The organism is Caulobacter sp. DWR1-3-2b1 (assembly GCF_049895765.1).
Classification (GTDB): domain Bacteria; phylum Pseudomonadota; class Alphaproteobacteria; order Caulobacterales; family Caulobacteraceae; genus Caulobacter.
On sequence record NZ_JAFCSZ010000038.1, the window covers coordinates 1 to 25,351 of the forward strand.

At 64.6% G+C, this 25,351-nt stretch carries 33 protein-coding genes and 4 pseudogenes; 23 read left to right on the forward strand and 14 right to left on the reverse strand.

What is annotated here, in order from left to right; genetic code table 11:
* The first annotated feature begins 738 nt into the window (after positions 1 to 738).
* Positions 739 to 972: a zinc-binding dehydrogenase gene (locus ACP69S_RS20145; protein WP_426000290.1), complete on the forward strand. Its 234-nt coding sequence runs from the start codon at positions 739 to 741 to the stop codon at positions 970 to 972.
* Between the two features lie 156 nt (positions 973 to 1,128).
* Here the strand turns inward: ACP69S_RS20145 and ACP69S_RS20150 are convergent, their stop codons facing one another.
* The 5 genes from ACP69S_RS20150 to ACP69S_RS20170 all read right to left on the reverse strand — a co-directional run bounded on the left by ACP69S_RS20150 (position 1,129) and on the right by ACP69S_RS20170 (position 6,088).
* The gene (locus tag ACP69S_RS20150) at positions 1,129 to 1,293 is read right to left on the reverse strand and encodes a hypothetical protein (RefSeq protein ID WP_426000292.1); all 165 of its coding nucleotides are present in this window, start codon (positions 1,291 to 1,293) and stop codon (positions 1,129 to 1,131) included.
* A gap of 10 nt (positions 1,294 to 1,303) precedes the next feature.
* Positions 1,304 to 2,860: a sensor histidine kinase gene (locus ACP69S_RS20155; protein WP_426000294.1), complete on the reverse strand. Its 1,557-nt coding sequence runs from the start codon at positions 2,858 to 2,860 to the stop codon at positions 1,304 to 1,306.
* Positions 2,861 to 3,029: 169 nt separating this feature from the next.
* Positions 3,030 to 4,607, reverse strand: a complete 1,578-nt coding sequence (locus ACP69S_RS20160; protein WP_426000296.1) for an RAD55 family ATPase — start codon at positions 4,605 to 4,607, stop codon at positions 3,030 to 3,032.
* A gap of 1 nt (position 4,608) precedes the next feature.
* Entirely contained in the window at positions 4,609 to 5,022 is a 414-nt protein-coding gene (locus ACP69S_RS20165) for a hypothetical protein (protein WP_426000298.1), read from the reverse strand.
* 424 nt (positions 5,023 to 5,446) lie between these two features.
* Positions 5,447 to 6,088 carry a response regulator gene (locus ACP69S_RS20170; RefSeq protein ID WP_426000341.1) on the reverse strand — a complete coding sequence of 214 codons (642 nt, stop codon included), beginning with the start codon at positions 6,086 to 6,088 and terminating at the stop codon, positions 5,447 to 5,449.
* 47 nt (positions 6,089 to 6,135) lie between these two features.
* Here ACP69S_RS20170 and ACP69S_RS20175 point away from each other — a divergent pair, with 47 nt between their 5' ends.
* Positions 6,136 to 6,291, forward strand: a complete 156-nt coding sequence (locus ACP69S_RS20175) for a hypothetical protein (protein ID WP_426000300.1) — start codon at positions 6,136 to 6,138, stop codon at positions 6,289 to 6,291.
* A gap of 241 nt (positions 6,292 to 6,532) precedes the next feature.
* Here ACP69S_RS20175 and ACP69S_RS20180 read toward each other — a convergent pair whose 3' ends face one another.
* Together ACP69S_RS20180 and ACP69S_RS20185 are read right to left on the reverse strand one after the other, a co-directional pair.
* A complete protein-coding gene (locus ACP69S_RS20180) occupies positions 6,533 to 6,934 on the reverse strand; it encodes a hypothetical protein (protein ID WP_426000302.1) in 402 nt (133 codons plus the stop codon).
* 269 nt (positions 6,935 to 7,203) lie between these two features.
* Positions 7,204 to 7,458 carry a DUF736 family protein gene (locus ACP69S_RS20185; RefSeq protein ID WP_426000304.1) on the reverse strand — a complete coding sequence of 85 codons (255 nt, stop codon included), beginning with the start codon at positions 7,456 to 7,458 and terminating at the stop codon, positions 7,204 to 7,206.
* A 48-nt stretch (positions 7,459 to 7,506) separates the two neighbouring features.
* On the opposite strand from ACP69S_RS20185, the gene ACP69S_RS20190 reads away from it, so the two are divergent.
* The 4 genes from ACP69S_RS20190 (at position 7,507) to ACP69S_RS20205 (ending at position 8,923) form a co-directional block, all read left to right on the forward strand.
* Positions 7,507 to 7,644, forward strand: a complete 138-nt coding sequence (locus ACP69S_RS20190) for a hypothetical protein (RefSeq protein ID WP_426000306.1) — start codon at positions 7,507 to 7,509, stop codon at positions 7,642 to 7,644.
* A gap of 145 nt (positions 7,645 to 7,789) precedes the next feature.
* Positions 7,790 to 8,152, forward strand: a complete 363-nt coding sequence (locus tag ACP69S_RS20195) for an ArdC family protein (protein WP_426000308.1) — start codon at positions 7,790 to 7,792, stop codon at positions 8,150 to 8,152.
* Positions 8,153 to 8,159: 7 nt separating this feature from the next.
* Positions 8,160 to 8,438 carry a hypothetical protein gene (locus tag ACP69S_RS20200; RefSeq protein WP_426000310.1) on the forward strand — a complete coding sequence of 93 codons (279 nt, stop codon included), beginning with the start codon at positions 8,160 to 8,162 and terminating at the stop codon, positions 8,436 to 8,438.
* Positions 8,432 to 8,923: a JAB domain-containing protein gene (locus ACP69S_RS20205; RefSeq protein ID WP_426000312.1), complete on the forward strand. Its 492-nt coding sequence runs from the start codon at positions 8,432 to 8,434 to the stop codon at positions 8,921 to 8,923. Before ACP69S_RS20200 ends, ACP69S_RS20205 begins: the two co-directional genes overlap by 7 nt.
* A 21-nt stretch (positions 8,924 to 8,944) precedes the next feature.
* On the opposite strand, the gene ACP69S_RS20210 is transcribed toward ACP69S_RS20205, so the two are convergent.
* A complete protein-coding gene (locus ACP69S_RS20210) occupies positions 8,945 to 10,207 on the reverse strand; it encodes a type II toxin-antitoxin system HipA family toxin (RefSeq protein WP_426000313.1) in 1,263 nt (420 codons plus the stop codon).
* Between the two features lie 5 nt (positions 10,208 to 10,212).
* Positions 10,213 to 10,554 (reverse strand): helix-turn-helix transcriptional regulator, encoded by a 342-nt coding sequence (locus tag ACP69S_RS20215; protein ID WP_422575619.1) that lies wholly within the window; start codon positions 10,552 to 10,554, stop codon positions 10,213 to 10,215.
* Positions 10,555 to 11,092: 538 nt separating this feature from the next.
* On the opposite strand from ACP69S_RS20215, the gene ACP69S_RS20220 reads away from it, so the two are divergent.
* The 11 genes and pseudogenes from ACP69S_RS20220 to ACP69S_RS20270 all read left to right on the forward strand — a co-directional run.
* Positions 11,093 to 11,701: a hypothetical protein gene (locus ACP69S_RS20220; protein ID WP_426000315.1), complete on the forward strand. Its 609-nt coding sequence runs from the start codon at positions 11,093 to 11,095 to the stop codon at positions 11,699 to 11,701.
* On the forward strand, positions 11,698 to 11,823 hold the full coding sequence (locus tag ACP69S_RS20225; RefSeq protein ID WP_426000343.1) for an SLOG family protein: 126 nt from the start codon (positions 11,698 to 11,700) through the stop codon (positions 11,821 to 11,823). Before ACP69S_RS20220 ends, ACP69S_RS20225 begins: the two co-directional genes overlap by 4 nt.
* Positions 11,807 to 12,025 (forward strand): hypothetical protein, encoded by a 219-nt coding sequence (locus tag ACP69S_RS20230; protein WP_426000317.1) that lies wholly within the window; start codon positions 11,807 to 11,809, stop codon positions 12,023 to 12,025. The genes ACP69S_RS20225 and ACP69S_RS20230 overlap by 17 nt, the downstream gene beginning before the upstream one ends.
* A 576-nt stretch (positions 12,026 to 12,601) precedes the next feature.
* Complete coding sequence (locus tag ACP69S_RS20235) at positions 12,602 to 12,823, forward strand: hypothetical protein (protein WP_426000319.1); 222 nt, start codon at positions 12,602 to 12,604, stop codon at positions 12,821 to 12,823.
* A gap of 386 nt (positions 12,824 to 13,209) precedes the next feature.
* Positions 13,210 to 14,124, forward strand: a pseudogene (locus tag ACP69S_RS20240) (replication initiator protein A).
* A 285-nt stretch (positions 14,125 to 14,409) separates the two neighbouring features.
* Positions 14,410 to 14,616, forward strand: coding sequence for a hypothetical protein (locus ACP69S_RS20245; RefSeq protein WP_426000321.1), 207 nt, complete (start codon positions 14,410 to 14,412; stop codon positions 14,614 to 14,616).
* 84 nt (positions 14,617 to 14,700) lie between these two features.
* Complete coding sequence (locus ACP69S_RS20250) at positions 14,701 to 15,270, forward strand: ParA family protein (RefSeq protein ID WP_426000323.1); 570 nt, start codon at positions 14,701 to 14,703, stop codon at positions 15,268 to 15,270.
* A 13-nt stretch (positions 15,271 to 15,283) separates the two neighbouring features.
* Positions 15,284 to 15,613 carry a hypothetical protein gene (locus ACP69S_RS20255; RefSeq protein WP_426000325.1) on the forward strand — a complete coding sequence of 110 codons (330 nt, stop codon included), beginning with the start codon at positions 15,284 to 15,286 and terminating at the stop codon, positions 15,611 to 15,613.
* A 12-nt stretch (positions 15,614 to 15,625) separates the two neighbouring features.
* Positions 15,626 to 16,465 (forward strand): ParB/RepB/Spo0J family partition protein, encoded by an 840-nt coding sequence (locus tag ACP69S_RS20260; RefSeq protein ID WP_426000327.1) that lies wholly within the window; start codon positions 15,626 to 15,628, stop codon positions 16,463 to 16,465.
* A gap of 40 nt (positions 16,466 to 16,505) precedes the next feature.
* Positions 16,506 to 16,658 (forward strand): hypothetical protein, encoded by a 153-nt coding sequence (locus ACP69S_RS20265; RefSeq protein WP_426000328.1) that lies wholly within the window; start codon positions 16,506 to 16,508, stop codon positions 16,656 to 16,658.
* Between the two features lie 392 nt (positions 16,659 to 17,050).
* A pseudogene (locus ACP69S_RS20270) lies at positions 17,051 to 17,344 on the forward strand (S26 family signal peptidase); the annotation flags it as partial.
* Here ACP69S_RS20270 and ACP69S_RS20275 read toward each other — a convergent pair.
* Complete coding sequence (locus ACP69S_RS20275) at positions 17,292 to 18,077, reverse strand: hypothetical protein (RefSeq protein WP_426000330.1); 786 nt, start codon at positions 18,075 to 18,077, stop codon at positions 17,292 to 17,294. The pseudogene ACP69S_RS20270 and the gene ACP69S_RS20275 sit on opposite strands and share 53 nt — an antisense overlap.
* Positions 18,078 to 18,213: 136 nt before the next feature.
* On the opposite strand from ACP69S_RS20275, the gene ACP69S_RS20280 reads away from it, so the two are divergent.
* Together ACP69S_RS20280 and ACP69S_RS20285 are read left to right on the forward strand one after the other, a co-directional pair.
* The gene (locus ACP69S_RS20280; RefSeq protein WP_426000345.1) at positions 18,214 to 18,690 is read left to right on the forward strand and encodes a MobA/MobL family protein; all 477 of its coding nucleotides are present in this window, start codon (positions 18,214 to 18,216) and stop codon (positions 18,688 to 18,690) included.
* A pseudogene (locus ACP69S_RS20285) lies at positions 18,645 to 18,932 on the forward strand (MobA/MobL family protein); the annotation flags it as partial. The gene ACP69S_RS20280 and the pseudogene ACP69S_RS20285, both read left to right, overlap by 46 nt.
* 238 nt (positions 18,933 to 19,170) lie before the next feature.
* Here ACP69S_RS20285 and ACP69S_RS20290 read toward each other — a convergent pair.
* A complete protein-coding gene (locus tag ACP69S_RS20290) occupies positions 19,171 to 19,662 on the reverse strand; it encodes a hypothetical protein (RefSeq protein ID WP_426000349.1) in 492 nt (163 codons plus the stop codon).
* Between ACP69S_RS20290 and ACP69S_RS20295 the strand changes: the two genes are divergently transcribed.
* Complete coding sequence (locus tag ACP69S_RS20295; protein ID WP_426000332.1) at positions 19,640 to 20,680, forward strand: type IV secretory system conjugative DNA transfer family protein; 1,041 nt, start codon at positions 19,640 to 19,642, stop codon at positions 20,678 to 20,680. The two genes, ACP69S_RS20290 and ACP69S_RS20295, sit on opposite strands and share 23 nt — an antisense overlap.
* Entirely contained in the window at positions 20,661 to 20,879 is a 219-nt protein-coding gene (locus ACP69S_RS20300; protein WP_426000334.1) for a hypothetical protein, read from the forward strand. The genes ACP69S_RS20295 and ACP69S_RS20300 overlap by 20 nt, the downstream gene beginning before the upstream one ends.
* A 1-nt stretch (position 20,880) precedes the next feature.
* Here the strand turns inward: ACP69S_RS20300 and ACP69S_RS20305 are convergent.
* From ACP69S_RS20305 to mnmH, 3 genes and pseudogenes are all read right to left on the reverse strand, one after another.
* Positions 20,881 to 21,888: pseudogene (locus tag ACP69S_RS20305) on the reverse strand (nucleotidyl transferase AbiEii/AbiGii toxin family protein).
* Positions 21,818 to 22,414 (reverse strand): hypothetical protein, encoded by a 597-nt coding sequence (locus ACP69S_RS20310; protein WP_426000336.1) that lies wholly within the window; start codon positions 22,412 to 22,414, stop codon positions 21,818 to 21,820. Before ACP69S_RS20310 ends, ACP69S_RS20305 begins: the two are co-directional and overlap by 71 nt.
* A 264-nt stretch (positions 22,415 to 22,678) precedes the next feature.
* Positions 22,679 to 23,749, reverse strand: coding sequence for a tRNA 2-selenouridine(34) synthase MnmH (gene mnmH, locus ACP69S_RS20315; RefSeq protein WP_426000338.1), 1,071 nt, complete (start codon positions 23,747 to 23,749; stop codon positions 22,679 to 22,681).
* Positions 23,750 to 23,917: 168 nt separating this feature from the next.
* Here mnmH and selD point away from each other — a divergent pair, with 168 nt between their 5' ends.
* Positions 23,918 to 24,967: a selenide, water dikinase SelD gene (gene selD, locus ACP69S_RS20320; RefSeq protein WP_426000339.1), complete on the forward strand. Its 1,050-nt coding sequence runs from the start codon at positions 23,918 to 23,920 to the stop codon at positions 24,965 to 24,967.
* 279 nt (positions 24,968 to 25,246) lie between these two features.
* On the forward strand, positions 25,247 to 25,351 hold a 105-nt coding region (locus ACP69S_RS20325), incomplete at its 3' end, for a transposase (RefSeq protein ID WP_426000347.1).

Below are 25,351 nucleotides of genomic sequence, written 5' to 3' on the forward strand. Positions count from 1 at the left end.
CCTATCCGGGGCTCGCCCCGGATAGGGCCAACCTCGAGCACAAACTGGCGGCGTGATCTGAACCTGAACCAACCTTAGCCAAGCCGCCAAACTGTACGGACAACCGGCGCCACCTCAGTACGTTCCCTCGGCGAAATCTGGCTTGGGGCGTCGCCGGCTACTTCTTCACGAACAGGTCAGACCCAGCAGCACCGAAAGGCGCCGGACGCCGGAACCCGTCAGGTTTCCACCGGTCGTTCGGTCCCCGCCCCCAAATTCCGGGTCGGACGAACCATAACGGTGTGGTTCGTTGCGAGTAGCGGCCGCACGCGCCGCCCGGCGCTCCGAACCCGGAGATCACGCCGAACGGATACAGCAATGCCTGCCGGTGCGGTCGCTCGTCCCAGACGGAAAGGGCACGCCTCACGGCTGGAAGGCCATGGGCGTTTGGCAGCTCGGCAACACAGTCGACGGCTGCCAGCGGAGTTTGTGGTGGTCCCGGACGCAATGGCCAACCTTACCCCGTGCCGAGGGCCTGACGGACGAGCAGGTCCTGATGTGCCCGGACATCATGTCGATCGGCCTCAGTGGCGCCGAACGCGGCGATGTCCGGATCGGCGATGCAGTCGCCATTTTTGCGCAGTGGCCATCGGGCTTAGCGCGACGGCCGGCGCCAAGCTTTCCGGAGCCACGACGATCATCGCGGTCGATCGCGTGCCCGAGCGGCCGGCCATGGCCCGGTAGACGGGCGCTGACCATATGGTGGATTTCAGCCGCGCCGATCCCGTTGAGGAGATCCTGCGCCTGACGGGCGGCAGGGGTGTCGATGTGGCGATCAAAGCCTTGGGAACCAAGGCGACCTTCGAAGCGTGCCTGCTGGTCCTGCAGCCGGGCGGAACCCTCTGGAGCCTTCGGGGTCTATTCCGCAGATCTCACTCTTCCAGTCGGCCCCTTCGCCGCCGGGCAAGGTTTGGTCTGGACAGTCAGGCCTGAAAAGAGCGTTGCCAGGGCCGGCGGGAGATCCAGCGCCGTGTGAACTATGAAGGGGACGCCGCGACCCGCGAGGACCTCCACCCGAAACCGAACAGTCACCATCAACCAGATTTACGTCCAGGATCGCGGCGCCTACGATCTCGGTTTCAAGGAAGATCAGGACTTCCTCGCGGCTCGCGGCAGCCCCACGACGTTGCCGTCGGGGTCCTCCACGGCGAGCGCCAGGTCCAAGGCGATGAACGGCTGATCCTCCGCCACGAGGACTGATACGTGGTTCAGCAATGAAGGCGCCCCGGTGCGATGTTGGGGAATGTCGAACACGGGTGAGCGCTCAAAGCGCCAAACGTTCCGTTTCTACTGACAGAAGTACCATCAACCCGTCGGGATTCCAGTGGAAAGTCAGGTCCCCGCGGAGCCCCCCGCTGACGCTCTTGCGAGCCAATACGCTGCCGAAACCCTCCCGCTCGGGCGGACCTGTGATCACGGGTCCGCCCTTCTCTGCCCACGAGAGAGCGAGCCGTCCCTTGGTCACCGCCCACGAAATGCGAACGCGTCCGCCGGGTACCGAGAGAGCGCCGTACTTGGCCGCGTTCGTCGCCAACTCATGCACCACGAGCGCGACGTTCGTGGCGGCGTCCGAACCGACCGCAATTTCCGGCCCGACGATTTCGGTGCGCGCGCTGCCATCCGTTCCTGGCGGATCGGCATAGGGCGAAAGAACCTTTCGGACTAATTCGCCCAAGGTGGTTTCCCGCTTGGTGGTATCGGCCACCGAGTGCCCCGGCCTGATCAAGTGGTGCGCGCTGGCGAGCGCGCCCAGCCGGCCTTGAACGGTCTGGGCCAGTTCCTTGGGCGTGGTCGCTGACTTGGCGCTCAACGTCACCATTCCTCCGATAATGGCGAACAGGTTATTGACCCGATGATCCATCTCCCTGAGGAGCAGCTCCTGCTGTTCCTCATGATGTTTGCGCAAGCTCACGTCGAGGAAGATCACACCGACTTTCGGGACGGCTCCATCCTCGAAGCGAAAAGCGAACAGCTCCAGTGTCCGCCCCTGCGATGCCAGCTCGCGCTCGAAACGGATCGCCTCTCCCGTCGCCATGACGGCGTCGTAGGTGTCGAACCATTCTTGGGGCTCGTCAGGAAACGCTTCCCGAATGGTCTTGCCGACGACGCCGCCGACGCCCGTTTGTTTCTCAAAACCGGCATTGGCGGAGAGATAGCGGAAGTCGCTCGGCTCGCCGGCGTGGGTATCTAGCTTTTCGAGTGTGCAGAAGCCCTCGTCGATGAACTCGAAGAGCATCCGGAATCTCGCCTCGCTTACGCGGACGGCTTCCTGTGCTGCTCGGCGTTCGGTGACGTCGAAAAAGCTATTGATGGCCCCGGTGATTTCTCCGCGCGCGTTCTTCAGCGGACGGATATTCACGAGCGCGATAATCCGCGTGCCGTCGGGCCGCCCTACGTGCACTTCCACGTCCCGCGCATCCGGTATCCTGCCGCTCAACACGTTGGCCATGGGAGACTGGTCGTGGGGCATGTAACTGCCGTCCGGCCAGAACATTTTGAACGCGCCAGAAAACCGCTCGTTATTATCCCCTGCCGCAGGCTTTCGCCCCCACAGTTCGATGGATCTGCGGTTGAAATCCTGAATCACACCCGCAGCACTGCAGGAATAGATGGCCACGGGACCCATCTCGAACAGGGCGCGATAGCGTTCTTCGCTTTCGTGGAGCGTCGCCTCCGCCAGCTTACGCTCGGTGATTTCGCGTCGCAGTCTGGCGTTCAACTCTTCTGTGACGCCGACCAGTTCTTGCTGGCGCAGCGAACTGAGGATCAGCGCCTCGTTCATCGCGACCGTATTTTTATGAAACTGCGTGGCTTCAGACATTTAGGTCACCGGGCCGACGGGATGCTGGTCTCCCGACCCGTATACCACAAACGAGAGGTGGAGCCGGAAAATCGGGCGCTTTGGCTTGGCTGCGCCTCGTCGAAGGTCAGGCCCGGATGGCCTGCCAGCCATCCCGGAGATCGGACCTCAAGTTTGCTAGCGGCCCCGCTTATTTCGCAACCTTCGCCTTCGGCTCCGGAGGAGGTTCTGCCTTTTGCGCCGGGCTCGGCCCGGTCCGCGTGGGAATTCCGGTGGTCAGTCCGTCATATTCGGTGGATCGCGGCTGGATGACGACCACACCCTTGTCGGTGATGACATACTCGCGGATGTCTTTGCTGTGATTGCCGCCGCGCATCTTGACCACGACCATGACCTTCCGTAACTGGCCGTCGATTTCCACATAGCGCATCCTGATGATGTCATCGGTCAGGAACGAGATGGTGTAGTGGCTGAAGGAAAACCCGGTGAACGTATCCTCCACTTCGACGGTGCTGAGAATCGTGACCCCGGCCCCGGTCAGCGCCACGATCAGCCGGTACAGCGACTCGCGAAAGTCCTCGCGGAAACCGGGCGCCAGCGCCATCTCGAGACTGACCAAAGAATCGATCACCAGACGTTTCGCGCCGACCCTTTCGACGGCGTCGAGGATCTCTTGCATGGTTTCATCCACCGAAAGGTCGAGCGGACGAAGGTAGATGATTTCCAGCTTTCCCTTCTCCAGCGGCGTCTTCAAATTCAAACCAAAGCCGTCGGCGCGATCGGTGTAGCCTTTCGGTCGTTCTTCGAAGATCGCCATGATCCCCGGCTCGCCATTGCGCAGCCCCGCAGCGATGAATTGGGTGGCCAGCGCCGTCTTGCCCGTCCCCGACGGCCCGGCGATGAGCAGGCTATCGCCTTCGAGAACGCCCCCGCCCATCATCTCGTCCAGATCAGGAATGCCCATGGAAAGCCGCCGGTGCTTGGCCGGCTTCCCAGTTTTGGGGATGAATCCCAGCGTGCGCGAGAAGGCCTGCAACCCGTCGTCGTTGATGCGGACGGTGTGCAATCCGGGCACCGAACCCGACCCGCGGACTTTCAGGATCTGCAGTTTTCGCACCACGGAGTTTCTTTCCACCTTCTGCGAAAGCCAGAAGAGGCCGTCTGCGATGGTGAACAGCGGATTGCCTTGGGTCTCTTCCTGCCCAAATTCACCGACCAGAAACGTCGTGGCTTCCCAACTGGTCAGAAACTGGGTGAGCTGCTGAATGAACGATTGCATCTCCATTTCACCGGCAGCGGCCTGTGGTTTGCGCATCACGGTGCGAAAGGAGTCCACCACCACGACACTTGGATTGATCGCCGTGACCTGCTTGATAATTTCAGCAAGGACCGCATCTAGATTTTGATTCAACACCAGGTCGCTGAGATTGATGAAGCGGACGGCGTTTCCCAACTTGGATCCGTCGAAGAATGAAAACTGCTGTTGGTAGCGCAGCATTTTTATGGCGGGCTCACCGAGGACGGTGAAGAAGAGCGCGGGTTTTTCCGTCGTCGCGTTGGCGAAAACGATCTGATGGGCCATCGTGGTCTTGCCGCAGCCGGGCAGGCCGGCGATGACGTTGAACGAAAATTCCGGTACGCCGCCGCCCATGATGTCATCGAGGCCGCGAACGCCGGTCGGCAGTTTACGGATCGCGACCTTTGCCGGCTGGCTCGCGGCGTTATTCTTCAGGTTGCGGCTCGCCGCGGCGCTGATCTTTTTTGCCATCTTAGTCTTCCAGGACCAACTGAATGCCGTTGACGTTGTTCAACAGCTGCAGTGTTAAATTTTCGCCAATGAGAGTCACTAGCAACCCTAGCAGCCGGGCAAGCAGAACAAGCCCGCCAGCGGCGATCTCTTCTGGGTTCGCTTGAGCTTCAAGTTCGTCCAGCCCTTCGAAAGAGCCGTCCGCTTTGATATGCAGATCTCTCAGGCAAGCAGCTTCCGCGCTAGCCAGCACGAGCGCGCGCGAAATGAGCGCACGAAACCCTGCGGCGCCCATGAGTGCGCCAAAATGTGGATTCAACGTCTCTATAAGGACAAAGCCCGCAGTGGGTTTCGATTTGGAAGACGCATTTCGTCCGAGATCATAAGCGATCAGACGCTCAGCGTAGATACGCAGCTTCGGAGTAGTTCGGTTCATCCAGGAACGTGCTCGGACGCGGCGCTCTTCAGAGAAAACCTTGCTCGCGACCTACGCAATGGCATTGAGCGTCCAGCTGACTTCGTTGACATACTACGGTCGCCTCGGGACAGTTCGGCCTTAACCTTACACCATTAAGACGCGGGCTACTAATTATAGTGCTGCCCGAGACAAACACGGGCTTCGGGTTGAAGCCGGAAGGAACACCGTTCCTCCTGTGCAGCGGCCAAAACCGCTCGGCTTGGCGCAGAGGGAAAGAGGGCCGCTGGAGGGCCGTTCCAACTTGAGGTCCCTCGGCGAGAACAACTGATCGGCTTCGGCCCGGCCCCCGAAATCGGCCACATTTCCATCTACAGGTGCGCGAAGGCGCGCCTGGCCCGGTGGTGCTCCAAGGCGACTGCTTTCGGAGCTTCGAAGTGACAGGCTAAGCAGTAATGGATTCGACACGATCCAGATAGCTGGACAACTCGCCCAACCATTTGCGCGATGCGCCGGAGTCGGCGCTCTCGGCCGCCTGTTCAAGACGGAAGCCGATGTCAGTGATGGCCTGAAATCCAAAGCCTCCTCCGGATCCCCGCAAGTCGTGCCCAAGGATGGCTATCACCTGGAAATCTCCCAAGTCGAGGGCGGCCTGCATGGCTGCGACATTCCGCCGGCAGTTTGCCAGATAGGCGGGCGCCTGCTCCGTCAGCCGCTGGGCGGCCCGAGAATGCGGGGGCGCGGGCGCGTCAGTCTGGACGGGGGCCGGCTGCACCTTGACCGCAGAGTGGTCGCGGATCGCCTGGAGGAGCACGTCCTGCTTGATGGGCTTGGTAAGGTATGCGGTGCAGCCCGCAGCCAGGCAGGTTTCACGGTCGCCCTTCAGGGCAGACGCGGTGAGCGCGATGATCGGGGTGGGCGCGCGGTCGTGGAGCTTTTTCCACGCCCGAATGGTCCGCGTCGCGGTCAGCCCATCCATGGCGGGCATCTGACGGTCCATCAACACCAGGTCATAGTGTCCGGCCCGGCGACGGTGATGGAGGCGCCCGGCGCCGTCGATCCCTGCTGGCGCGGCATCGACGAGCAGCGACCGGCCCCTACGGTAGCTGGTTTGGCCGTATCGGCTTCCACGGTTTGCAGGCTGGGATACTCACCATCTCAACGCCCAGCGGGATCGCCGCCGACCGGATCAAACGCGATTTCATGCGCGAGATCCTGCTGGCGGCCGAGGCGGAAGGTGTCGCCATCAATGATGTCGGCGCGGCCGACGATCAGCTCGTGGGTCGCTAGAGCATTTTCCGATAAGTGTGAAACGGTTATCGGATCGAAAAATGCCCTAAACTTCTGATTTAGAGCCCTTTTCGCCCGACCCTGATGAAGCCATCAGGTCGGAAAGGGCTCTAGCAGGCGCGGCGGCCACGCCAAGGCGGGAGGACTGAGCGCCGCGGCGGCGGCAACGATGCTCGCCGCCAACAGGCGGCGGAACCTGGTGAGCGTCATGGGCAGGTCCTGTCCTGGTCGGGACCGGCGATTATTCTTCGTCGCTGTCGGCGATCGGGCCGGCCTGGGCCTTGCCAACCTTGGGGCGCTGCTCGGTCGCCAGGGTGATCGAGCCATAGTAGCCGAAGTCGTCGCGGACGGTGGCGATGGCCAGGTCGACATCCCGGTAGGTCTTGGGCTGGTCGGACTTGAAGAGGTTGAGGCGATATTCGCCCGGCCGGTTGATCAGCCGCACCCACATGGTCCAGCGTTCGTCCTCGCCTTCGACCAGGCGGACGTCCTTCAGGGCGCCGCCATTGCTGAGATAGACCGAAAGGCTCCGCATCCGGATGGCCTGTTCGGGGTTGGAGCCGACGACCCAGGCTTCTTCGCTGGTCCCGGTCTTGTTGCTGGGATCAGGTTGGCCCGAAGGGAAATCGAGGTCTCTGGTCAATGAAGGCATTCCCCGACGGCGCGTCGCATGACGCCTTTGCCCGCAAATCAGCACCAACACTGTACCAGAAATCGGCCTTCCTGGGTGGCGTCAACTCGTGATTTTCCGGCGATAAACGCATAAGTTGAATAGTTTGCGGTATGGGGGAGCGCCCTCCCCCTGGACCAGAGCCTGGGTCTCTGGTCACCTCCTCCAGCGGGGTGGGCCCCGCAACGCCCCCATCCTCGCGAAGATTCAGAAAGCCGCGCCCCAGGAGGGCAAGCTCGCGTCTAGGCGCGCGCCCAGACCATGCTGAAGCGTTCGCCGCTCGGCGCGACGCGGTCTTCGACCGGGGTGGCGGAAAGCGGTCCCGGGAAGGCCGGGTCGTCAAGCTCGACGTCGATGTGCAGGCAGTGTTGATCGCAGGTCCGCTTCCAGCCGGCGCCGAGCTGGGTGTCGACGCCATTCGGGCCTTTGGCGGTGCCGGCGGCGTAGATCAGGAAATCGGGGCCGTCGGCCTTGGTTTTTGGGGTGGGGCGCATCATCAGGTCGACGTCCGGCTTGAGGTCGTCGGCGCCGGCTCCCAGCGCGCGATGTTCCAGGTGCTCGGCTGCTTTGTCGAAATCATCAACTACACCCCTCGCGTCTTCGTGCCCGTCGATCAGCCACAGGTGCTCTCGGCCGTCCTGGCCAAGTGGCCAGGCCAGACCATCCTGCCGGCGGCGGCGTAGCGGTCATCAAGAGCCGTGGGCTTGCACCAGCGGCTCTTGATGCGTGATGCGCTGGGGGCGCCGGCGGCGCGGGGGAAAGGCGGAGGAAGGGACTGGAGGGTTGAGCGACGGGAATGGATCCGGCGCGAAACCGCCGGAGGACCCGATGTCCAATCCCCTTGAGCCGCTGTTGAACGAAATCATCACCCGCTTGGAGCGCGGCGTGCCGCCCTGGCGCCAGCCGTGGGCGAACGGGGCCGACCCGTCCACGCCCCTACAGTCCGAAGGCCAGCCGTTCAGCGGGTCCAACGCCTGGCTCCTGGCCTTCGCCGCGGGCCGTAGATCACCTGCTCGCCTACAGCCAGCCGGCGCAGGCCAGGCAGCCCCTGGCCGCGTAGGGGCGCCAAGCCGCTCCCAGATGTTGCGAGGGTTGGCGGGATCCGCGCCCCGCCCTGCCCGATGGGAAAGTCCGAGGAAGGGCTGGGAGCTCGCGAGCGAACCGGGATTTGGTCCGGCGCTGGCTGCTTGAGGCTTCCATGCCCAGACTTTCCCATCGGAACGACGCCAAACCTGCCCAGACTGCGGATCTGTTCGACGCGGCGCCAGGCGTGGGCGAGATGACCGCTCGCTACGCCGGCCCTCCGTCTCCAGCCCCCTCAATCGGAACGCTGGGCGCGAGGGCCGCGATCGGCGGCCTGGCGGGCCTGAGCGACGTCGAGGCGCTCGAACTCCTGCTGTCGCGGTCCCTGGTCAACGGGCCAGGGCCAGGGCCGCAGCACTTCTGGCCCGGTTCGGTTGCCTCCGGCGGGTGCTGACGGCCGACCTCGCCGCGCTTTCGGCGTTCGTGGACACCCGCGTCGGAATCGACCTGCAGCTGATTTACGATGCAGCGCGCCGGCTCGCGTCGGCCGAGTTGCCAGGGCGGTGCGTCGTCTCCTCGTGGACGGCGCTTATCGACTACCTGAAGCTCACCATGGCTCACTGTGAACGCGAGGCGTTCCGCGTGCTATTCCTGGACAAGAACAACCAGTTGATCGCCGATGAGATTCTCAATCACGGCGCCATCGACCACGCGCCGGTCTATCCGCGTGAGATCGTGCGGCGGGCGCTGGAGGTGTCCGCGTCGGCCGTGATCTTGGTCCATAATCACCCATCGGGTGATCAGACTTCTTCGTCGGCCGATATCGAGATGACCAGGAAGATCATCGACGCTGCGCGGACCCTGGGTATCGCTGTGCATGGCCACGCCATTGTTGGGCGCGCTGATGTCGCCAGCTTCAAGGCGCTGGGGTCGATCTAGCCGTGGCGGCTTCGCTCATGGTCAGAGCGGAGGCGGTGGGGGCCGGAAGCCCGGATAGACGAAGGCTCCCGAGATCAGATCGCAGTCAGGCGCGCTCACGCCGGCGGCGCGTGCGACCTCGTACCAAGTGCTCGCCACCCGCTGCTCCATGTCCGCGACGATAGCGGTGGCCTCGTCGTTCTTGAGCAGAAAGCGTGGGCTTTGTGAGATCAGGTTTTCCGCCGTGGCGATGCGGCCAGCGTCCCCGATCACCAGCGCCAGATCACGGCGTTCCAGGCTGATCGGGATCGATGGCGTCAGGTCGTAGGCCGGCGACAGCCGCCAATCCCTGGCCTTGGCGATCACCGCGTGATTGCGCGGGTGATCGTCGACGTTGGAGATCAGGGCGTTGAAGGTCATCCGGCGGAAAAGCTCGCGCGCATCCCTGGCGGGCTCGGCGCTGACCCGGCGCAGTTCCTCGGCCAGCAGCACATAGGACCAGCGATCCCGCGCCCGAGGGCTGTCCTCCGTCCGCAGGAGGGTAAGGGCGCTGATCATCCGGGCGCGGGTGTAGCCCGCCGCCACGCGCTCGCGGTCAAAGCGGCGGACCATCAGGACGTCTCGCCCTCCCGCCAGCGCGACTTTGCTGTCGGCGGCTTCCAGGCCGCAGGCTCGGGCAAGCGTGAGCATGGCGTGTTCGACCCGGGCGCTGTTCCAGCGGTCATCCTGGCGATTGAACTTTACGATCCATAGAGCGCCCTCATCCTCGACGACGGCCTTGGGCCTCGCCCCGCCCATGGAGGTGCCGACCAGAAGCAGATCCTGGATCTGCTGGTTGGCGGCGTCGGGCGCCAGCTCTTCGTCGGCGATCAGGGCGTCGGCGATCCGCTGCAGCTTCTCCAGTGCGACGGTCTGGTTGAAGTCGCGGCGCGGCGCCGGGGGCTCCGCATTGAGTCCGAAACCCAGGGCGCCGGCGCGGTCGTCGGCGGAGTGCAGCAGGTAGTCGATTTCTGCGAGTTGCGGCTTGCCGGCATGTTTGTCGATGACGCGGCGGCCCCAATAGTCGGGGCTGGCGTCGCGCAGGGCGCCGAACACGCCGCCGAGCGCGGCGGTGTCGTAGGTGCGCGGTGCGAGCTTCAGCTCGACCGGATCGATTTCAACGGCTTCCGGATGCGCCAAGTAGCGCCGGCCATAGACGAAACGTCCGACGGACGTGCCGGTCCTGTCGGTCTCCATGACGAAGCGGCCGGCGGTGATCGGCTCTACTGCCCCTGGCAGGGTGATATGGACAAAGGCCTCTGCCATCGGCCTTAGAAATCATTGTCCAAGGCTTCGCCGCGCCGCGCGCGGATCCTGGCCTTGGAGCGTGCAAGAACCTGTCCTTCCTGGTCGCGAGCTGGGTCGGCCAGGCTGTGCATGTCGGCGAGAAGGTCGAAGGCCCAAAGCAGGGCGGCATAGATCGCGACACTGGTTGTTGGCTTGCCACGTTCGGCGTCCGACACGGCGCGGCGACCCGCTCCAATCTTCTGAGCGACCTCCTCGACGGTCAGGTTTCGACGCAGGCGCGCTGTCCGCAGGTTCGCCCCGAGTTCTGTCAAGGCAAGTTCCACGGGATAGGGCGGCGCAAGGAGCAGCGTGTTGCGGGCAGGCATGAGCGTTCAAGAGCCAGTTATGAGGCCTACTGTGCGTCAGAGAGCAAACCACAATTCCGCAGAGCCTGCAAGGAGCACACTCTTGAACGCGCTCAAGCCCGCTTATGGAGCCTTCAAGAGCACATTACGAGTGATGGCTACAGGAGCGGGCCTTTTGGAGCGGGCGCCGGATGTCGGCGAAGGAAGCCGGCGCGGCCGGCGTTGTTATCAGCACGGTCGGCTTCAGCCTGTGCTGACGGCGGAGAGGCGCAGTGTTCTCGGTGTCGGCTGATCCTCCCTCAATCTCGTGGAGGCCGGCGCTTCGTTCGGCGAGGCCCGGAGGTTGTCGCGTCCGGGGATGTGGCGGGTCATCGCAGGGCCTGGGCCCCGAGCCCAAGGCGCCAGGGATGCGGGAGCGAATGCAAGAGGCAGTGGATCCGTCCCGTCGATGAGGGCCCGAACCCCTCTGGCTTGTTGTGACCTCGCCACCGCCCGGTGGCCCGAGACGGTCAACGAGCCGATGGGCTCCGCACCCCACTCCGAAAAGGGATTTCTCCCAATGCAACTTACAGCCTTCTCTCCCGCAACTGGCGCCATGAACAGCTTCGAGGCCCAGGCCCTGCTGCTCGACGACCCCCGAGTCCACCCCGCGGAGGACGCTCTCCAACAGCTCGGCCACGCCTTGATGAACGAAGTGCTCGACGTCTTCTCCGAGACTGCCCTGGAGGATTTTCAGTCGATCATCTGCGAGTCCCTGATCGGCGCCTCCCATTCCGCCGCCCAGCGCATCGAGCGTGAAGCCGACAAGGCCCGGGATGATCTCAACCGCTTCGCCCGCGACTTCGACGGCTCCGAGATCGCCGACACCGAGATGCAGGCCGCCACCCAAAAGGCCCGCGCCGCCGATGTCGCCACCCTGGCCCTCGAGATGGTCCGAGACGCAGCGGCCGCCAGCTACACGACATCGACCGGCGATGTCTGGAGCCCCTGGAAGGGTTCTGCGAAGGCTTCGCGCACCACGGCCGCCCAGATCGAGGCTCGTGAAGCCATCCGTTCCGCCAAGGCCCGCAAGCACTCCGCGACCGACCCAGGCGCGATCATCGTGGCCTTCCGAGCAGCTCCTGGGCCGATACCGCCGACGATGCGAACCGCACCTTCGACGCCCTGAACTGGGCTCTCGTCCAATGGCCGCAGATGGCGCTGGCCACCACGGGCGCCAAGGGCGGTGAGAAGATCGCCATCAAGTGGGCCAAGCAGAAGAACGTGACCGCTGGTGCTCGCCAAGGCTGATTTCGACCGACACGGCCGTGCGGCGCCGTTCCGGGCCAACGACGAACTGATCGCCCTCGAACCGGTGTGCGTGCTTACCCTGACGAACACACTCAATTCCGAGCGGGGCGCTGGAATGCAGCCTTTCGGACCGGCCCTCAACCTCGGCCAAAAGGCCGGCGAGAAGGGGATCCGTCACCAGGTGGTCAAGGCGCGGGCTTGAGGCCCGCGTCGCGGCGGCCTTCGGGCCGCCGCACCCGCCTCCTGACGGGTGAAAGGGTGGAAGTGCGCTGCGCTCCCGCTTCCTAGCTTTCGATCGGGAAAGCCACTCTTGCCGGCGCCCCGCCTCGGGTCCGCGCCGCAGGTCGCTGTCTTACAGCTCGCCAGGTGATGGGTCTCAGGGCCCCCAATCGCCGATTTTTGCGGGAGCCTGCCTGTCGGCGCGGGCGGCGGTGAGAACCGATGGCTTCAGAGGCGGGCCCGGCGCTGCGCCGCTTTCCTCAAGGATATCGTCTTCGTCAGCGCCTGTGAGGGTTCCGCGAGGGGGCGCCCAAGGCGCTGAGGGTGTCAGGTGTCTGGCAGTGGTGATCCGGTCGGCGCCAGCACCATGCCGTCAGTCGTCTCCCGGGTTGGGCGCCGCCGGGTCGAACTCGTCCGCGATCAATCTCACGAACCTAGGACGGGACGGTCGGGGTCAAAGGCGATTCGTCCTTTGGCCCCTCCCTGTCACCCGCCCTGGGCGGTCGCGAGATCGCGGGAACGAGCCCGCAGATCCAGCAGCGCAAGAGGGAGACGAAAGATGGTCAGCATGGGGATGGCGCAAGCGGTCTATCAACACGCCCACGACTTCTACGACACCGGCAGCTGCTATGTGGTCGCCGAATGCTGGGACCTTCTGGCCATCGCCGAGGAGCTTGACCGCCAAGAGGAGATCACCGCGATCCCCTTCGAGCTCGACACCGCCGCCATCGCCCACTTCCACCAGATGATACATCCGCAGACGGGCAGCACGCGGCACTGACCTGGCTCGGCGCCCGCTTCGGCGGGGGCCGTTCCCCCTGCCCGTCTCCCAATTCTGAGGAAACCGGCGGAACAGACGCCGAACGGAATCCAACTCCTTGTGCCAGGCAGGCTGGCGGCCACTCAGCCTTGGGGTTGGTGATTCGTTCTGACGTCGCGCGTTGGAGGCCGAACGGGTGTGTGATCCGGCGGGAGCGAAACCAGCGGCCCGGCCGGCGAACCGGGCCGGGCCGAGCCGAGCCGAGCATATCTCCGAGATGCCGATGCTGGCCTGGCAACTTCTGGGGTCAAGGCCCCTGCCCTTCCCCAAGATCGTCGCTCGTGGTGGGGTTGGTGATGTCTGAGCGCGCGATTCGACAGCAGGAGTTTGATCTGTTCGTCCCTCGGATGAACAGCCTGCCGCTGAAGGACCAGCGCGAGGTCATGGAGCGGCCGTTCTTCTCGCTGTCGAAGCGCAAGCGCCTGAAGCCGATCGAATACACCAGCCCCGATGGCGAGGTCTGGGTCCACGTCAGCGCCAATCCCGCCTTCGGCATCGCCACCATCTGGGACGCCGACATCCTGATCTGGGCGACCTCACGCATCAACCAGATGCGGGAGGCCGGCGAACACGACCTGCCCCGGACCCTTCACACGACGACCTACGATCTGCTCAAGGCGATCAAGCGCGACAAGGGCGGCAAGGGCTATCGCGAACTCCAAGCCGCTCTTCAACGGCTGGAGGCCACGACGATTCAGACGTCGATCCGGGGAACCAAGCGCAACACCAAGGCGTAGTTCGGCTGGCTCGACGAGTGGATGCTGGAGTCGGACGCGGTCACCGGCGCCCCGAAGGGCCTGACACTGACCTTGTCCAACTGGGTCTATGAGGGGGTCATCAAGGATCGATCGCTGCTGACCCTTCACGCCGACTATTTCGCGCTTTCCGGCGGTGTTGAGCGCGCCATCTACCGGATCGCCCGCAAGCACGCCGGCGACCAGGCGTCAGGATGGACGTGTCGGGTGAGCGTCTTGCACGACAAGACCGGCAGTGAGAGCCCCCTGAAGCAGTTCAACTACCTGCTCAAGCGGATCGTCGCCGCCAACGACCTGCCCGAGTACGACCTCAGTTTCGTCAACACCGCGGACAATTCGCCGGCCGTGCATTTCATCCGCCGCGACGCTGCGGAGCGCGCCGCGATCAAGGCGGATCTGGCCCGCCTCGCGGCTGATTCGGAGCGCCGGACCCGCGAGGACGCCCGCACGCTCGCCGTCGATGGTATGATTGAGAAACGCAAGGTTTCACCTTCGGGGGAACGGTGACCTCGGGCACGGGGTTTCAGTGACCTTGGGCTCGGGGTATTGGTGACCACGGCTTTTCGGAAACCCCTGTGGCGTGTGGTTTTTCTGCGCGTTTCGCCGCCTCTAACTCTCTCTAACTTTGTCCCTAAGAAATTCTCTAACGGGCGCGGCGGACAGGCTGGCTTGCCGTCGCCTTGAACCATGAGGGTTCAGGCGCGCCGCGCTGTTGCCCCGAAATTCATCGCATCCGACCAGAAAAATGGCAAATTCCATCTATCTCGTTGGATATTTGCAAAGGAGGAGGCCATGGCGAAACTTGTACTCGCGGAAAGTGCGGCCTCGGGACCCGTCCTCCTCGACGCAATGACGGCGCTCAGCGACCGGGCCCATGATGTCATCACCCGGCTGCGGGCCACGGTGTTCGCGCCCGGTGAAGAGAAGATCGTCGATCTGCGCTTCACGATCACCAAGGCCGCCGAGATGGTGGGCCGGACCTCCGAGGCGATCCGCTAGGCCGAGGCCGATGGCCGCCTCCCCGCCCCCAGGCTTAGCGCCTCCAAGCGGCGGGAAGGCTACAGCCTGGCCGAGATCAACCATATGCGCGATGTGTTCGGGACCCGGCCGCGTCGTGGTCCAGAGGACACGCCGATCGTCCTGGCGGTCCAAAACTTCAAGGGTAGCGTCGGCAAAAGCACCCTGACCTGTCATCTGGCGCAGTACCTCGCACTCAAGGGCTATCGGGTCGCGGTGATCGACTGCGACAGCCAGGCGAGCACCACGACCATCTTCGGGTTCAACCCCGACATCGATATCGACGACGAGCAGACCCTTCTCCCCTTTTTCCGCCATGGCGGTGAGCCTGATCTCAAGTATGGCCTGCGGGCTACCGCTTGGACGGGCATTGATCTGATCCCCGCGAACCTCGGGCTATACCGGGCGGAATATGAGGCGGCGTCTCGGCTTCGCGGCAATCCGGACGCCCCGGATCGGCTGCGTCGCGGGGTCGAGGGTTTGGCCGTCGATTATGACGTGGTCCTACTGGATCCGCCGCCCGCGCTGGGGATGCTGTCGCTGGCGGTGCTGCGCGCCGCCAATGCCCTTTTGATCCCGACGCCGCCTTCGACCGTGGACTGCGTCGATCGCCCACTTCCTGCGGATGATCGTTGAGACTCTGGAGGTCATGCAGAACCATCTGGGCGCGCGGGGCTATCATTTTCTTCGCGTCGTCGCGACCAAGGTCGACGAGGGCAAAAGCGCCCACACCCAGATCCGCGACATGATGGAGGCGGTGTTTGGCGCCGACATGCTGTCGGCCTCGCTGCTCGACGCCGCCGAGATCGACAATGCCAATGTGCAGTTGCGCACCGTCTATGAGCTGTCGGGTCCAGCGACGAAGACCTATGAGCGCTGCCGAAACAACCTCGACCGCCTGAATGGCGAAATCGAGCTTTTGATCCGCAAGGCGTGGCCCAGCCATCGGCCGGATCTTCGCCGGCTGGGTTTAGGGTAGGGGAGGGCGGTCATGGCATCCGCAACAGGCAAGAACCGCTCCATACTCGCGGGCCTGGTAGGCCCGGCGGTCACCGAAACCCCGACGCCGGAGCGCGGCGCGCCCGCCACCGAGCGCTTGAGTACGCGGCTGACCGGGCTCGCCCGCGTTACGGCCGGCGATATCAAGGAAAAGACGCTCAAGCTGGTCGATCCGGCTCGATGCCGGATGTGGGAGCGGCACAATCGCCGCTACGATCTCCTCAATGAGAGTGTTTGCGGTGACCTTCTTAAAAGCCTTCGCTCCCAGGGGGAGCAGGAGTTTCCCGCGATCGTGCGGCGGGTCGAGGATGACCCGGCCTTCGATTTTGAGGTCATTTGCGGCGCGCGCCGGCCCTGGGCCGTTAGCTACCTCAAGAATGTCGAGCATCGCGATATTCGCTACCTCGTCGAAGAGCGCGAGCTCACCGATGAGCAGGCCTTCCGTCTGGCTGATGTTGAGAACCGGTCGCGCAAGGACATCAGCGACTACGAACGGGCCCTGGACTATCGCCACGCCGTAGAAACCTTCTATGGCGGCACCGCTCAGCGAATGGCTGAGCGGCTTGAAGTGCCAAAGGCCTGGCTTTCGCGTTTTCTCGACCTCGCCAAGCTGCCGACCGATGTCGTTGAGGCCTTCGGCGATGTGCGGCAGCTCCGCGAGAACCACGCCCGCGAGATCAAGCCCCTCCTGGCCGACGGCGCGTCACGCCCTCGGGTGATGGCCGAGGCTAAACGCCTGGCGGTTCAGCAGGCGGAAATGATCGCCAAAGGCCAGGGCCCTTTGGACGCGCCGAAGGTCATGGTGCTCCTAAAGCGGTGCCGCCGCCGGTGATGCGAAGCCTGTGGTCAAGTCGGGCAAGCCGGGTACGGCCGTGACTAACGCAGCGGGCGCGACCCTGTTCACCTTGACGACCAAGGGATCGAAGAAGGTGGTCCTGGAATTGGCGCTCGATGCCGCCGCCAGCAACGCGGATTTCGCCGAGGCCTTCCAGCGTGAGCTAGTCCGGATGCGGCCCAAAGGCTGAAGTTGCCAATTGGCAACTTTCGAAATTGGAGCACCAAGCGGCTCCCTGGCGCTGCCCCGCCATTGCTGGGTTGCCAATTGGCAACTCAGCGAATCGTCGGGGTTTCAGTGACCGGCTCCCGACGGCGCCTTGCGCGGTCCAGTCCCGATCGCGCGATCCGCACCACCCCAGAGCCGATGCGTCAGCTCTGGTAGTGCAGGGGACGTTTTGCCATAAAGAGCACTCAATGAAAGTGCATCCCGCGCTGTATTCCAGCGCGCCCACCCCGTGACAGATCGCAACCGGGCGGCGTCAACACGGGGCTAAGACATGATCCATGGCCTTGTGAGACGCCGGCGACGCAGGCTCCCGGTTATCGCGTTGGCATTGCCCCTGCCGTGCCGCTGGGCGGCGTGACCTTGGTCGTTCCGGGTCCGTCGCTACTGTGGAACCGGTCGGAAAGTGAGCCCAGAGGCCTCTATATTCGCAGCATCGCGGCGCCAAGTCTGGGCCAGATCATCGCGTTCCCAGCCCCGCCCGCGGTCCTGACCTACGCCAGCGGTCGCACGGCATATCTGCGCCATATGCCGACCTTGAAGGAGGTCGCGGCGACGTCCGGGGACACCGTCTGCACCCTCGATGGCAAGCTGGTGATCAACGGCGTGTGGCGCGCGCCCGTCCTCGACCACGACAGCGAAAGCCGGCCACTACCGCGCTGGCGCGCCTGTCGCCGTCTGGACGAAGGTGAGTTCTTTGTGTTCTCGAACCGCATCCCCCAACAGCTTCGACAGCCGGTACTACGGACCGGTTCGCCGCGAGGCGATCGTCGGCGTCTGCCAGGGCCGACGCCGTCATCGCATCGAAGTCGGGCGCTTCGCCGCCTACGGCTTCCAGCGCGTTCAGTAAATCCTCGCTGGGATCGCCGCCCTGGCGAAGTGGAAGGGGCACGTTTCCGAGCAGTTCGCGCACCGTCAGCCGGTCCCTGACGCTCTCCACCCGGCGGTCCAGGATGTCGACCAGCCGGTGCAGAAGGTTGGCTTCGCCTTCCCGCCAAGCTTCGTCGGCCGCCTCCGCCAAAAGGGCGCCGCCGAGGATGATCTTGCCTCGGGTTTCGCGCTTTCTCCGGTTGATTGCCCATAGTGCTTCGAGGCGTTCGAGCCGGGCTTTCAGCACGGCGAAACGCTGGCCGTCGTCCGCGATATCTTCGAGCGGAACGGTGTGGCGCTTGTTGTGGATTCCTGTGCGGCCCATGTCCCGCAAAGCCGCCTCAAGCTCCTCGAGGCCAGGTTTCAGCGCATCTTCATCGCTGATCCGGCGCCCCAGTTTGCGATCGGCTTCACGGGCGGTCCAGAGGTCCTTGCGCTTCTGCTTCTGGGTCTCGTTGCGGGGTCGATATTTGGAGGGTCGGGTGTTCCGCTTGCGCTTATCGACAGCGATCATGACAGGCACTCTTGATTGAGAAAAAGAGCGTGATGCACTTTTTCTATCAAAATAACGCCTGATGGTCCATGGTGGTGGCAGAGGTGTTGCAGACAATGGCGCATATCCTCGTTGGTTGGGCTACGCCCAGCCAACGATGCGGTCAGGCTCCGCCCGACACCCTCAAACCCCCGCGCGGCCTGCGACGGCCTGGGGTTTGAGCCAAGGGCCGAGCCCTTGGCGATCCCGCCGGCTCACGCCAGCAGGGGAGGGCAGTTCAGTGGCGTCGTTCCTGTGTCAGGTGCAGACCATCCAGCGCGGTCTTGGCCGCTCGGCCGTGGCCGCTGCGGCGTACCGGTCAGGCCAGGCGCTGACCGATGACCGGCTGGCTATGGAGTTCGATTTCTCGAACAAGGACGGGATCGAGCACGCCGAGATCATGGCGCCGGATGACGCGCCGCGGGCCTACAGGGACCGCGCAGCCTTATGGAACGCCGTCGAGGCTGCCGGACGCCGCAAGGGCGCCATGCCCGCCCAAGAGGCTTCCTGGCGCTGCCGCACGAATTTGATTTTGATCAGCGCCGGGACCTGGTCAGCGCCTTTGCGCGCCAGCACCTGGTCGCCAAGGGCATGATCGCCGACGTCGCCATGCACCGGCCCGGCAAGGAGGGCGACCAGCGCAATTTCCACGCCCACATCATGGTCACGACTCGCCGTGTCGATCGCGCCGGTTTCGGGGGCAAGAACCGCGATTGGAACCACGCCAGCTTCATCCCGCAGCTGCGCGCCGCGTGGTCGGACGTGCAGAACCGGCAGCTGCGTCATCACCTTGGTCCGGACGCCCCGCAGGTCTCGCATTTGAGTCTGGCGGCGCGCGGCGTTGACCGCGCCCCGACCGTGCATCTGGGGCCGGCGGCCACGGCGCTGGAGCGCAAAGATATCGCCTATGAGCGCGGCGAATTGAACCGCGATGTCCGGGCCCGCAACGACAAGGCGCGCGACCTTCGACGCGACTATCAGGCGACCGCCGACCGCATCGCTAACACTGCTCCGGAGCCGAACGCGAGGCGCTTCCACGCCGAAGATCCCGAGCGCCGGACGGCTCGAACGCGAGCTAACGGCGGAGGCCGCCACCGCCAAGGCGCGGGCGAGGGCTCACCTTCAGCAGACCGAGGAGCGTGTGAAGAAGACCCGTTCGCGGCGCCTGGAACTGGTGGCCTGGGTCCGCAATTTGGCGCGGATGATCTGGGCGAAACACGCCGAGCTGAACGCCATCGGACGCGCCCGCAAGGCCTATCGCCGGGCCGAGGTTGGCCTGCAAGTCCGCCAGGATTGGGTCCGTTCGCCCAAGGGCCGGGCGTTCGTCGCGGCGCGCCGGCAGCCGGACCTGGAAGCCGCCGCCGACGTGGTTCGGCAACGGCGCACGTTGGAGCGGAAGATCAAGCGGATGGACAACCGGATCGGGCTGGCCGGCCGCACGATCAGCGACTTGCGGTTGGCGCACGAACTTGGCCAGCGGGAGCTTCGTGTTCCCAACCAGTCGCCCGACGAGACCCGCTTCTTTCGGGATATCGGCCGCTACGTTGATCGCCCTGTCGATCGCCACCCAGATCGTCGCTCACGACTTCCACTATCCGCGTGGCTTCGGCCACGGCCTGCTAGATCTGGGGCAGGCTCGGATCTATGCGCCGTGGGTGTTCGTCGGCTGGTATGGGCGCTTCGCGGCGTGCTACCAGCAGGCCTTCGACATGGCCGCGATGATCGCCCTGGCGGCCGTGTTCGTCCCCTCGATGCTACTGATCGGGCTGGCGAAGAGCACGCGCCGGGCGCCGCGAGAGTTTGGCAAGGACGCCTGGGCGACCGAGGCCCATGTTCGCAAGGCCAAACTCGTCCATGGAGAGGGTCAGATCAGCGGACGGGTGCTCTGCCGGTTCAACGGCAAATATCTCACCTATCGCGGTGTGGAGCACGCCATCATCGTGGGCGCGTCCCGCAGCGTGAAGGGGGCCGGTCACGTCGTGCCCACCCTGATCGCCTGGCCGCAAAGCGCCTTCGTCTACGACCGCAAGGGCGAGCTGTGGCACATCACGGCCGATCACCGGAAGACGTTCAGCCACGTCTTCTATTTCGCGCCGACCGACCCCAACACCGTGCGGTGGAATCCGCTGTTCGAGGTACGGAAGGGGCCGATGGAGATCGCCGACATCCAGAACGTCGTCGGCATCCTGGTGGACCCGCTGGGCCGCAAGGCGGGCGACCTCAATTTCTGGGACCAGAGCGCGACGGACTTCTTCACCGCGATCATCCTGCACGTCCTCTACAGCGAGGAGGACACCAAGAAGAACCTAGCCCAGGTCCGCCGCCTGCTGATCAATATCGACCCGACCCTTCATGCGATGAAGCACACCAAACATCGCCATAGGCCGGACCTTCATGCGTCGGACGGGCTGGCGCGGGGCGCCGACGGCAAGCCCATCGCCGAGGTTCACCCGGAGATCCTGCTGGGCGCCACGGCGCCGGATGATGGGCCTCTGCCCGCCGGCGACGGCGGGCATGGCATCCACGCGCCGGTCTCGAGCCTGCGGTGGACGGGCGACGACGATGATGGCGGCAGCCTGGGCTGACGGACCTGCAGAGACGCCCACGCCCCGGACCCAGCGGATTCCCTATCGGGCGATCACCCAGGCGATCAATCTGGTGATCCATATCGCCCGCGCGCCGGTGGGACGGCGGATCCAGGAGGTCTGCAGGGTGACGGGCCGCGAGGGTGACGCCTATGTCCTGGAGGCCTGCGTGGAGGGCCAAGCCGTTGGCGGCGGCTGACCTAGAGCTTGGGCGCCCACTTGGCGATCTCGGCCAGGATGTCCTCAAAGGCGGGTTGGCCCCGGTAGTAGAGGGCGTTCGACGCGATGTAGGCCTTTTGCAGCTTGGCCCGGGTGTCCGGGTCGCTCAGGGCGAAGGCTTCGTTCTCGGCGCTGACCGGATTGTCGGCTTTCGGGAAGCGCTTGGCCTTGTGGGCGAGGTAGGCAGGCGTGCCGATGAAGTCCTGGACCGCCTTCGCTCGTAGCAGCGAGTAGAGGTCGTAATAGTGGCGCATGAAGTTCGGCGGGAAGATGCCGGTCTCCTGCTGCTGGCGGAACTTGGTCGAGATCGCCTGCAGCTTTTCGACGACGGTGTGGCCCGGGTGGTAGCAGGCGACGCCCAGGGCGCGGTTGTCGAGGATCTCGACCCGGCTGGCGGCGTAGTCGTAAGCCCAAGAGCTGATGTCTTGCGGTTCATTGGGCGTCACGTCGTCAAATCCGACTTCCAGCAGGATGCCGTCCTTCAGGCCATCGACTGACCCGTTCTTGCTGGCATAGGCCAGCCGGATGCCGCCGCTGCGATATTGACGGATGTCATCGAAGGCTGTGTCCCGCTCCGCGGCGGTGATCCCGTCGATGACGATGGTTTGGGCCAGGTGGTCTTAGAAGGCCTTGCGGCCCTCGACGTGGGCAGGCTTGTCGTGGTTGCAGCCGGTCATCACCGGCGGATCGGCCGGCGGCTCGATGCGGATGTCGATATCCTCGGAGAACCGGTTGATGAGGCCGTAGCCCTTGGAGAGGGAAGTGCCGCCCTTCAGCTCGAAGGCGAGGCACTGCTGCTGCAGGCCGTAAAGGCTCTGCATGATCCAGTAGTCCTTCTCGATCAGGGCCGGCTCGATCTTCTCGTTGGTTGCAACGATGCGGATCAGGTCGCCGAACTGGCGATGGTTGTGCAGGAAGTCAGGCGGAATCCTGGGCTCCAACCTCGGCCAGGGCGCGGGCGAAGAACTTCTTGGCCCGTTCGGAGCCATAGGTCTGGGCCGCCTTCTTCAGGCGCGCCGTGTCGCTTGAGGACAGGCGATCCTTGACCCGCTCCAGGACCTCCCGGGGGTCTTCGCCGAGCTGGTCGAGATTGTTGACCAGGTCGACCAGCAGGAACTCCCGGCTGAGCTTCTTGGGGAAGGTGGGTTTCATGCGGAAGTCGTAGGTGCGGCCGCCCAGGGCGAACTTGCCATGGCGCTTGTGGTTATAGACCACGGTCTTGTTGTGCAGCTGGGTCGTGCCGACCCCTAGGACGTTATAGGCGTTGGGCGAAGCCAGCAGGAACGGGCCGCCCTTCAGGAAGGTGGCGACGAGGGTGTCGTCTTCCGGCGGCGCCTTGCCGAAGACGGTTTCTTTGGGCGCGTAATAGAGCCCGCCGGCCAGCTTGGTCAGCGCGCCGGCTTGCAGGGCCTCCTTGAGGTGGCGATCGACCGCCGTCGACCATTGAGCCAGGTCCGCCCGGCGGTAGGTCTGCCCGGGGCGGAGCTTGGCCTTGAACTGGTCGAACTTGCTCATGGCTCTAATCCAGGCTTCCGCAGCCAGTTTGCAAGGAATGTCATTAAAAATCCATGCAAAATGCTCTCGGGCGACGACTTGATCCGTTGGCCGTGGCAGGGCCGTTGAGTCGGACTCCTGTCGCTGGCTTAAGCCCGTGGGCCGAAAGGGTTGGCGGAAGGTGGAGGGACGCCGCAGCGCCGGGGTCAGGCTGGTCGGAACGGGAAAATCTGGCGCCCAGCGCCCCCGGGATCGAACCCCTGAAGGGAGATCGCTGGCAGCCTATCATGATCGACCCCGGCTCTCTATCGCGTCAAGAATCCTGGTCGCGGCGAGATCCAGCGTGTCAGGGTCCAGGCGGTCGAGCGCGATGCGGGCCAATAGGGGCTGATCGGACTTTCGCCGCTCCCGCGCATAGGCCAGATCGTAGTGGGCGGCCATTAGGGCTTCGGCCAGACCGGTGAAGGCGCCTTGGTCCACCATCTCGCGCCAGGCCGTCAGCCGCCTCAGGCTGGGGTGGATCGGAAGGCGTTCGAGAATCGCCAGCAGGGCCTGGCGCCGGGCGGTGATGTCGCCATAGGTCTCGACCAGATAACGAGCGCGTTCGGGTAGGGGCGCGGTGACTTCGATGCGCGGGGCCTTGCGCATGGCCGCCCACAGCATCGGCGGCAGGACCCGGTTGCCAATCTTGCTCGACTCCGCCTCCACCACCACAGGGTGGTCCGGGTCCAGCGCGTCGAACGCTGCGACCAGCTGACTCTCAAAGCCCTTCTGGTCGGGCTGGACCTGTCCTGACAGGGCGCCAAACAGCGAGCCGCGGTGACAGGCAAGGCCCTCCAGGTCGATGACCTGAACGCCGCGCTCTGCCAGGACACCCAGGATTGCCGTCTTGGCAGAGCCGGTGTCGCCATCCAGCAGGATCAAGTCCAGATCGCAGGGCGTGTCATACAGCCTGGTCTGAACCCAGCGGCGATAGGTCCTGTATCCGCCCTCCAGCACGGCCGTCTGCCACCCCACCCGTTGCAGGATGGTGGCCATGGCGTTGGACCTCTGCCCGCCGCGCCAGCAATAGACCAGTGGCTTGAAACCCTCTGACCTATCAGCGAGGGCGGTCTCCAGGTGGTGAGCGATATTGCGGGCGACATAGGTCGCGCCGATCCGGTTGGCGCGCAGCCTCGACTGCTGAACATAGATTGTCCCCACCTCGGCGCGTTGGGCGTCGTCCAGCACCGGAAGGTTGATGGCACCGGGCAGGTGGTCCTGGGCGAACTCGCCAGGGCTGCGGACATCGATGATTTGGTCGAAGGCCGCCAAGGCGGCGGGTTCGGCGGATCTTTGGACCTGAAGCGGTTTCATGTCCGCTCGAGGTTTCGCCGTAGGTCGATCATCATTCCGCCGGGTCTCATCATCGCCGCTTTTTGTGGTCGCGACTATGCGCGAGGCGTTGGAGAATCGTAAGGTCCCCAAGCAGACTCGCCCCGAGGACGGGGACGATCGTCCAGGAGTCATCCGTTGCTAGAACCCGTGTCCGACTCCGTTCGACTGACATCTCTGGCCCACGGAGGCGGTTGCGGCTGCAAGTTGTCTCCTGCGGTGCTGCGCGAGATTCTGGCCCAGAGTCCGGCCGCCGGGCTGTTCCCCAACCTCATGGTCGGAACCGAGACCTCCGACGATGCCGCCGTCTGGCGGCTGAACGACCAGCAGGCCCTTGTCGCCACGACTGACTTCTTCATGCCCGTGGTCGACGATCCCCATGAATTTGGCCGAATCGCGGCGACCAACGCCCTGTCGGACGTCTACGCGATGGGCGCTACGCCAATTTTTGCCCTGGCGATCGTTGGCATGCCGATCGACAGGCTGTCCACGCAGGCCATTGGCGCGATACTGGCCGGCGGAGCCTCGGTCTGTGCGGCTGCGGGCGTGCCCATCGCGGGCGGACACTCCATCGACAGCGTCGAGCCAATCTATGGCTTGGTCGCCCTGGGCCTGGTGCATCCCGATCGCGTACTGTCCAACCGGGGCGCGAGGGCTGGCGATGTCCTGATCCTGACCAAGGCCCTGGGCGTGGGCGTGCTGAGTGCGGCCTTCAAGCAACAGCGCCTTTCCGACGAGGGCTACCGCGCCCTGATCTCCACCACGACCCAGCTCAACACGGTTGGGGCGGGGTTGGGCGAGGTGACTGGGGTTCACGCCGTCACCGACGTCACAGGGTTTGGTCTATTGGGCCACCTGCTGGAAATGTGCCGGGGCGCCGGGCTCGCTGCGGAATTGGACGCCGATGCGCCCGTCCTGCTGCCGGACGTAGCCGCGCTTGCCGCGGCGGGCGTGCGCACCGGCGCGGCTGTGCGCAACTGGGCCAGCTATGGCGCGGCCGTTCAGATGCCCGCCGGAGCGCCAGACTGGCGACGCGATCTGCTCGCCGACCCGCAGACCAGCGGCGGCCTGTTGATCTCTGTCGCACCCGAGTCTGCCGATGCCGTCCTGAACAAGGTGCAGGCGGCCGGGTTCGGCGCCGCCAGGGTGGTCGGGCGGATGACCGCTGGAGCGCCCTTTGTAACAGTTCGGAACCGATGATCCCGCCGGGGCGCCAGGGGAGGCGGGTTGTCAGCCCTTGCGCCAAGCCCTCGGCGAGCCCAGCGCCCCTCGACTGTCGCCGCCTGTCTAAAGGTCGTATTTTTGGAGCAGGCTTTGTGTCCGTTTATGTTTATGTTTAGGTTTCTTGGACGCCGGCCAGGCGCGGCGACGGGGCTGACCGCCGAGGGCGGGTGTCTGAGAGGCTGACCCGAAATGAAGTTGGGTGATTTCAGTCACTTGTGATTCTGTTGGAGATGCGAACCAACAACGGAATTTGACGTGTGGACCGAAACCACCCGGCGCAAGCATGCCCGAAAGGGCCTGCGGTATTCAAGCGATCTGACGGACGAGGAATGGGCGGTTCTGGAACCGCTGGTCCCGGCG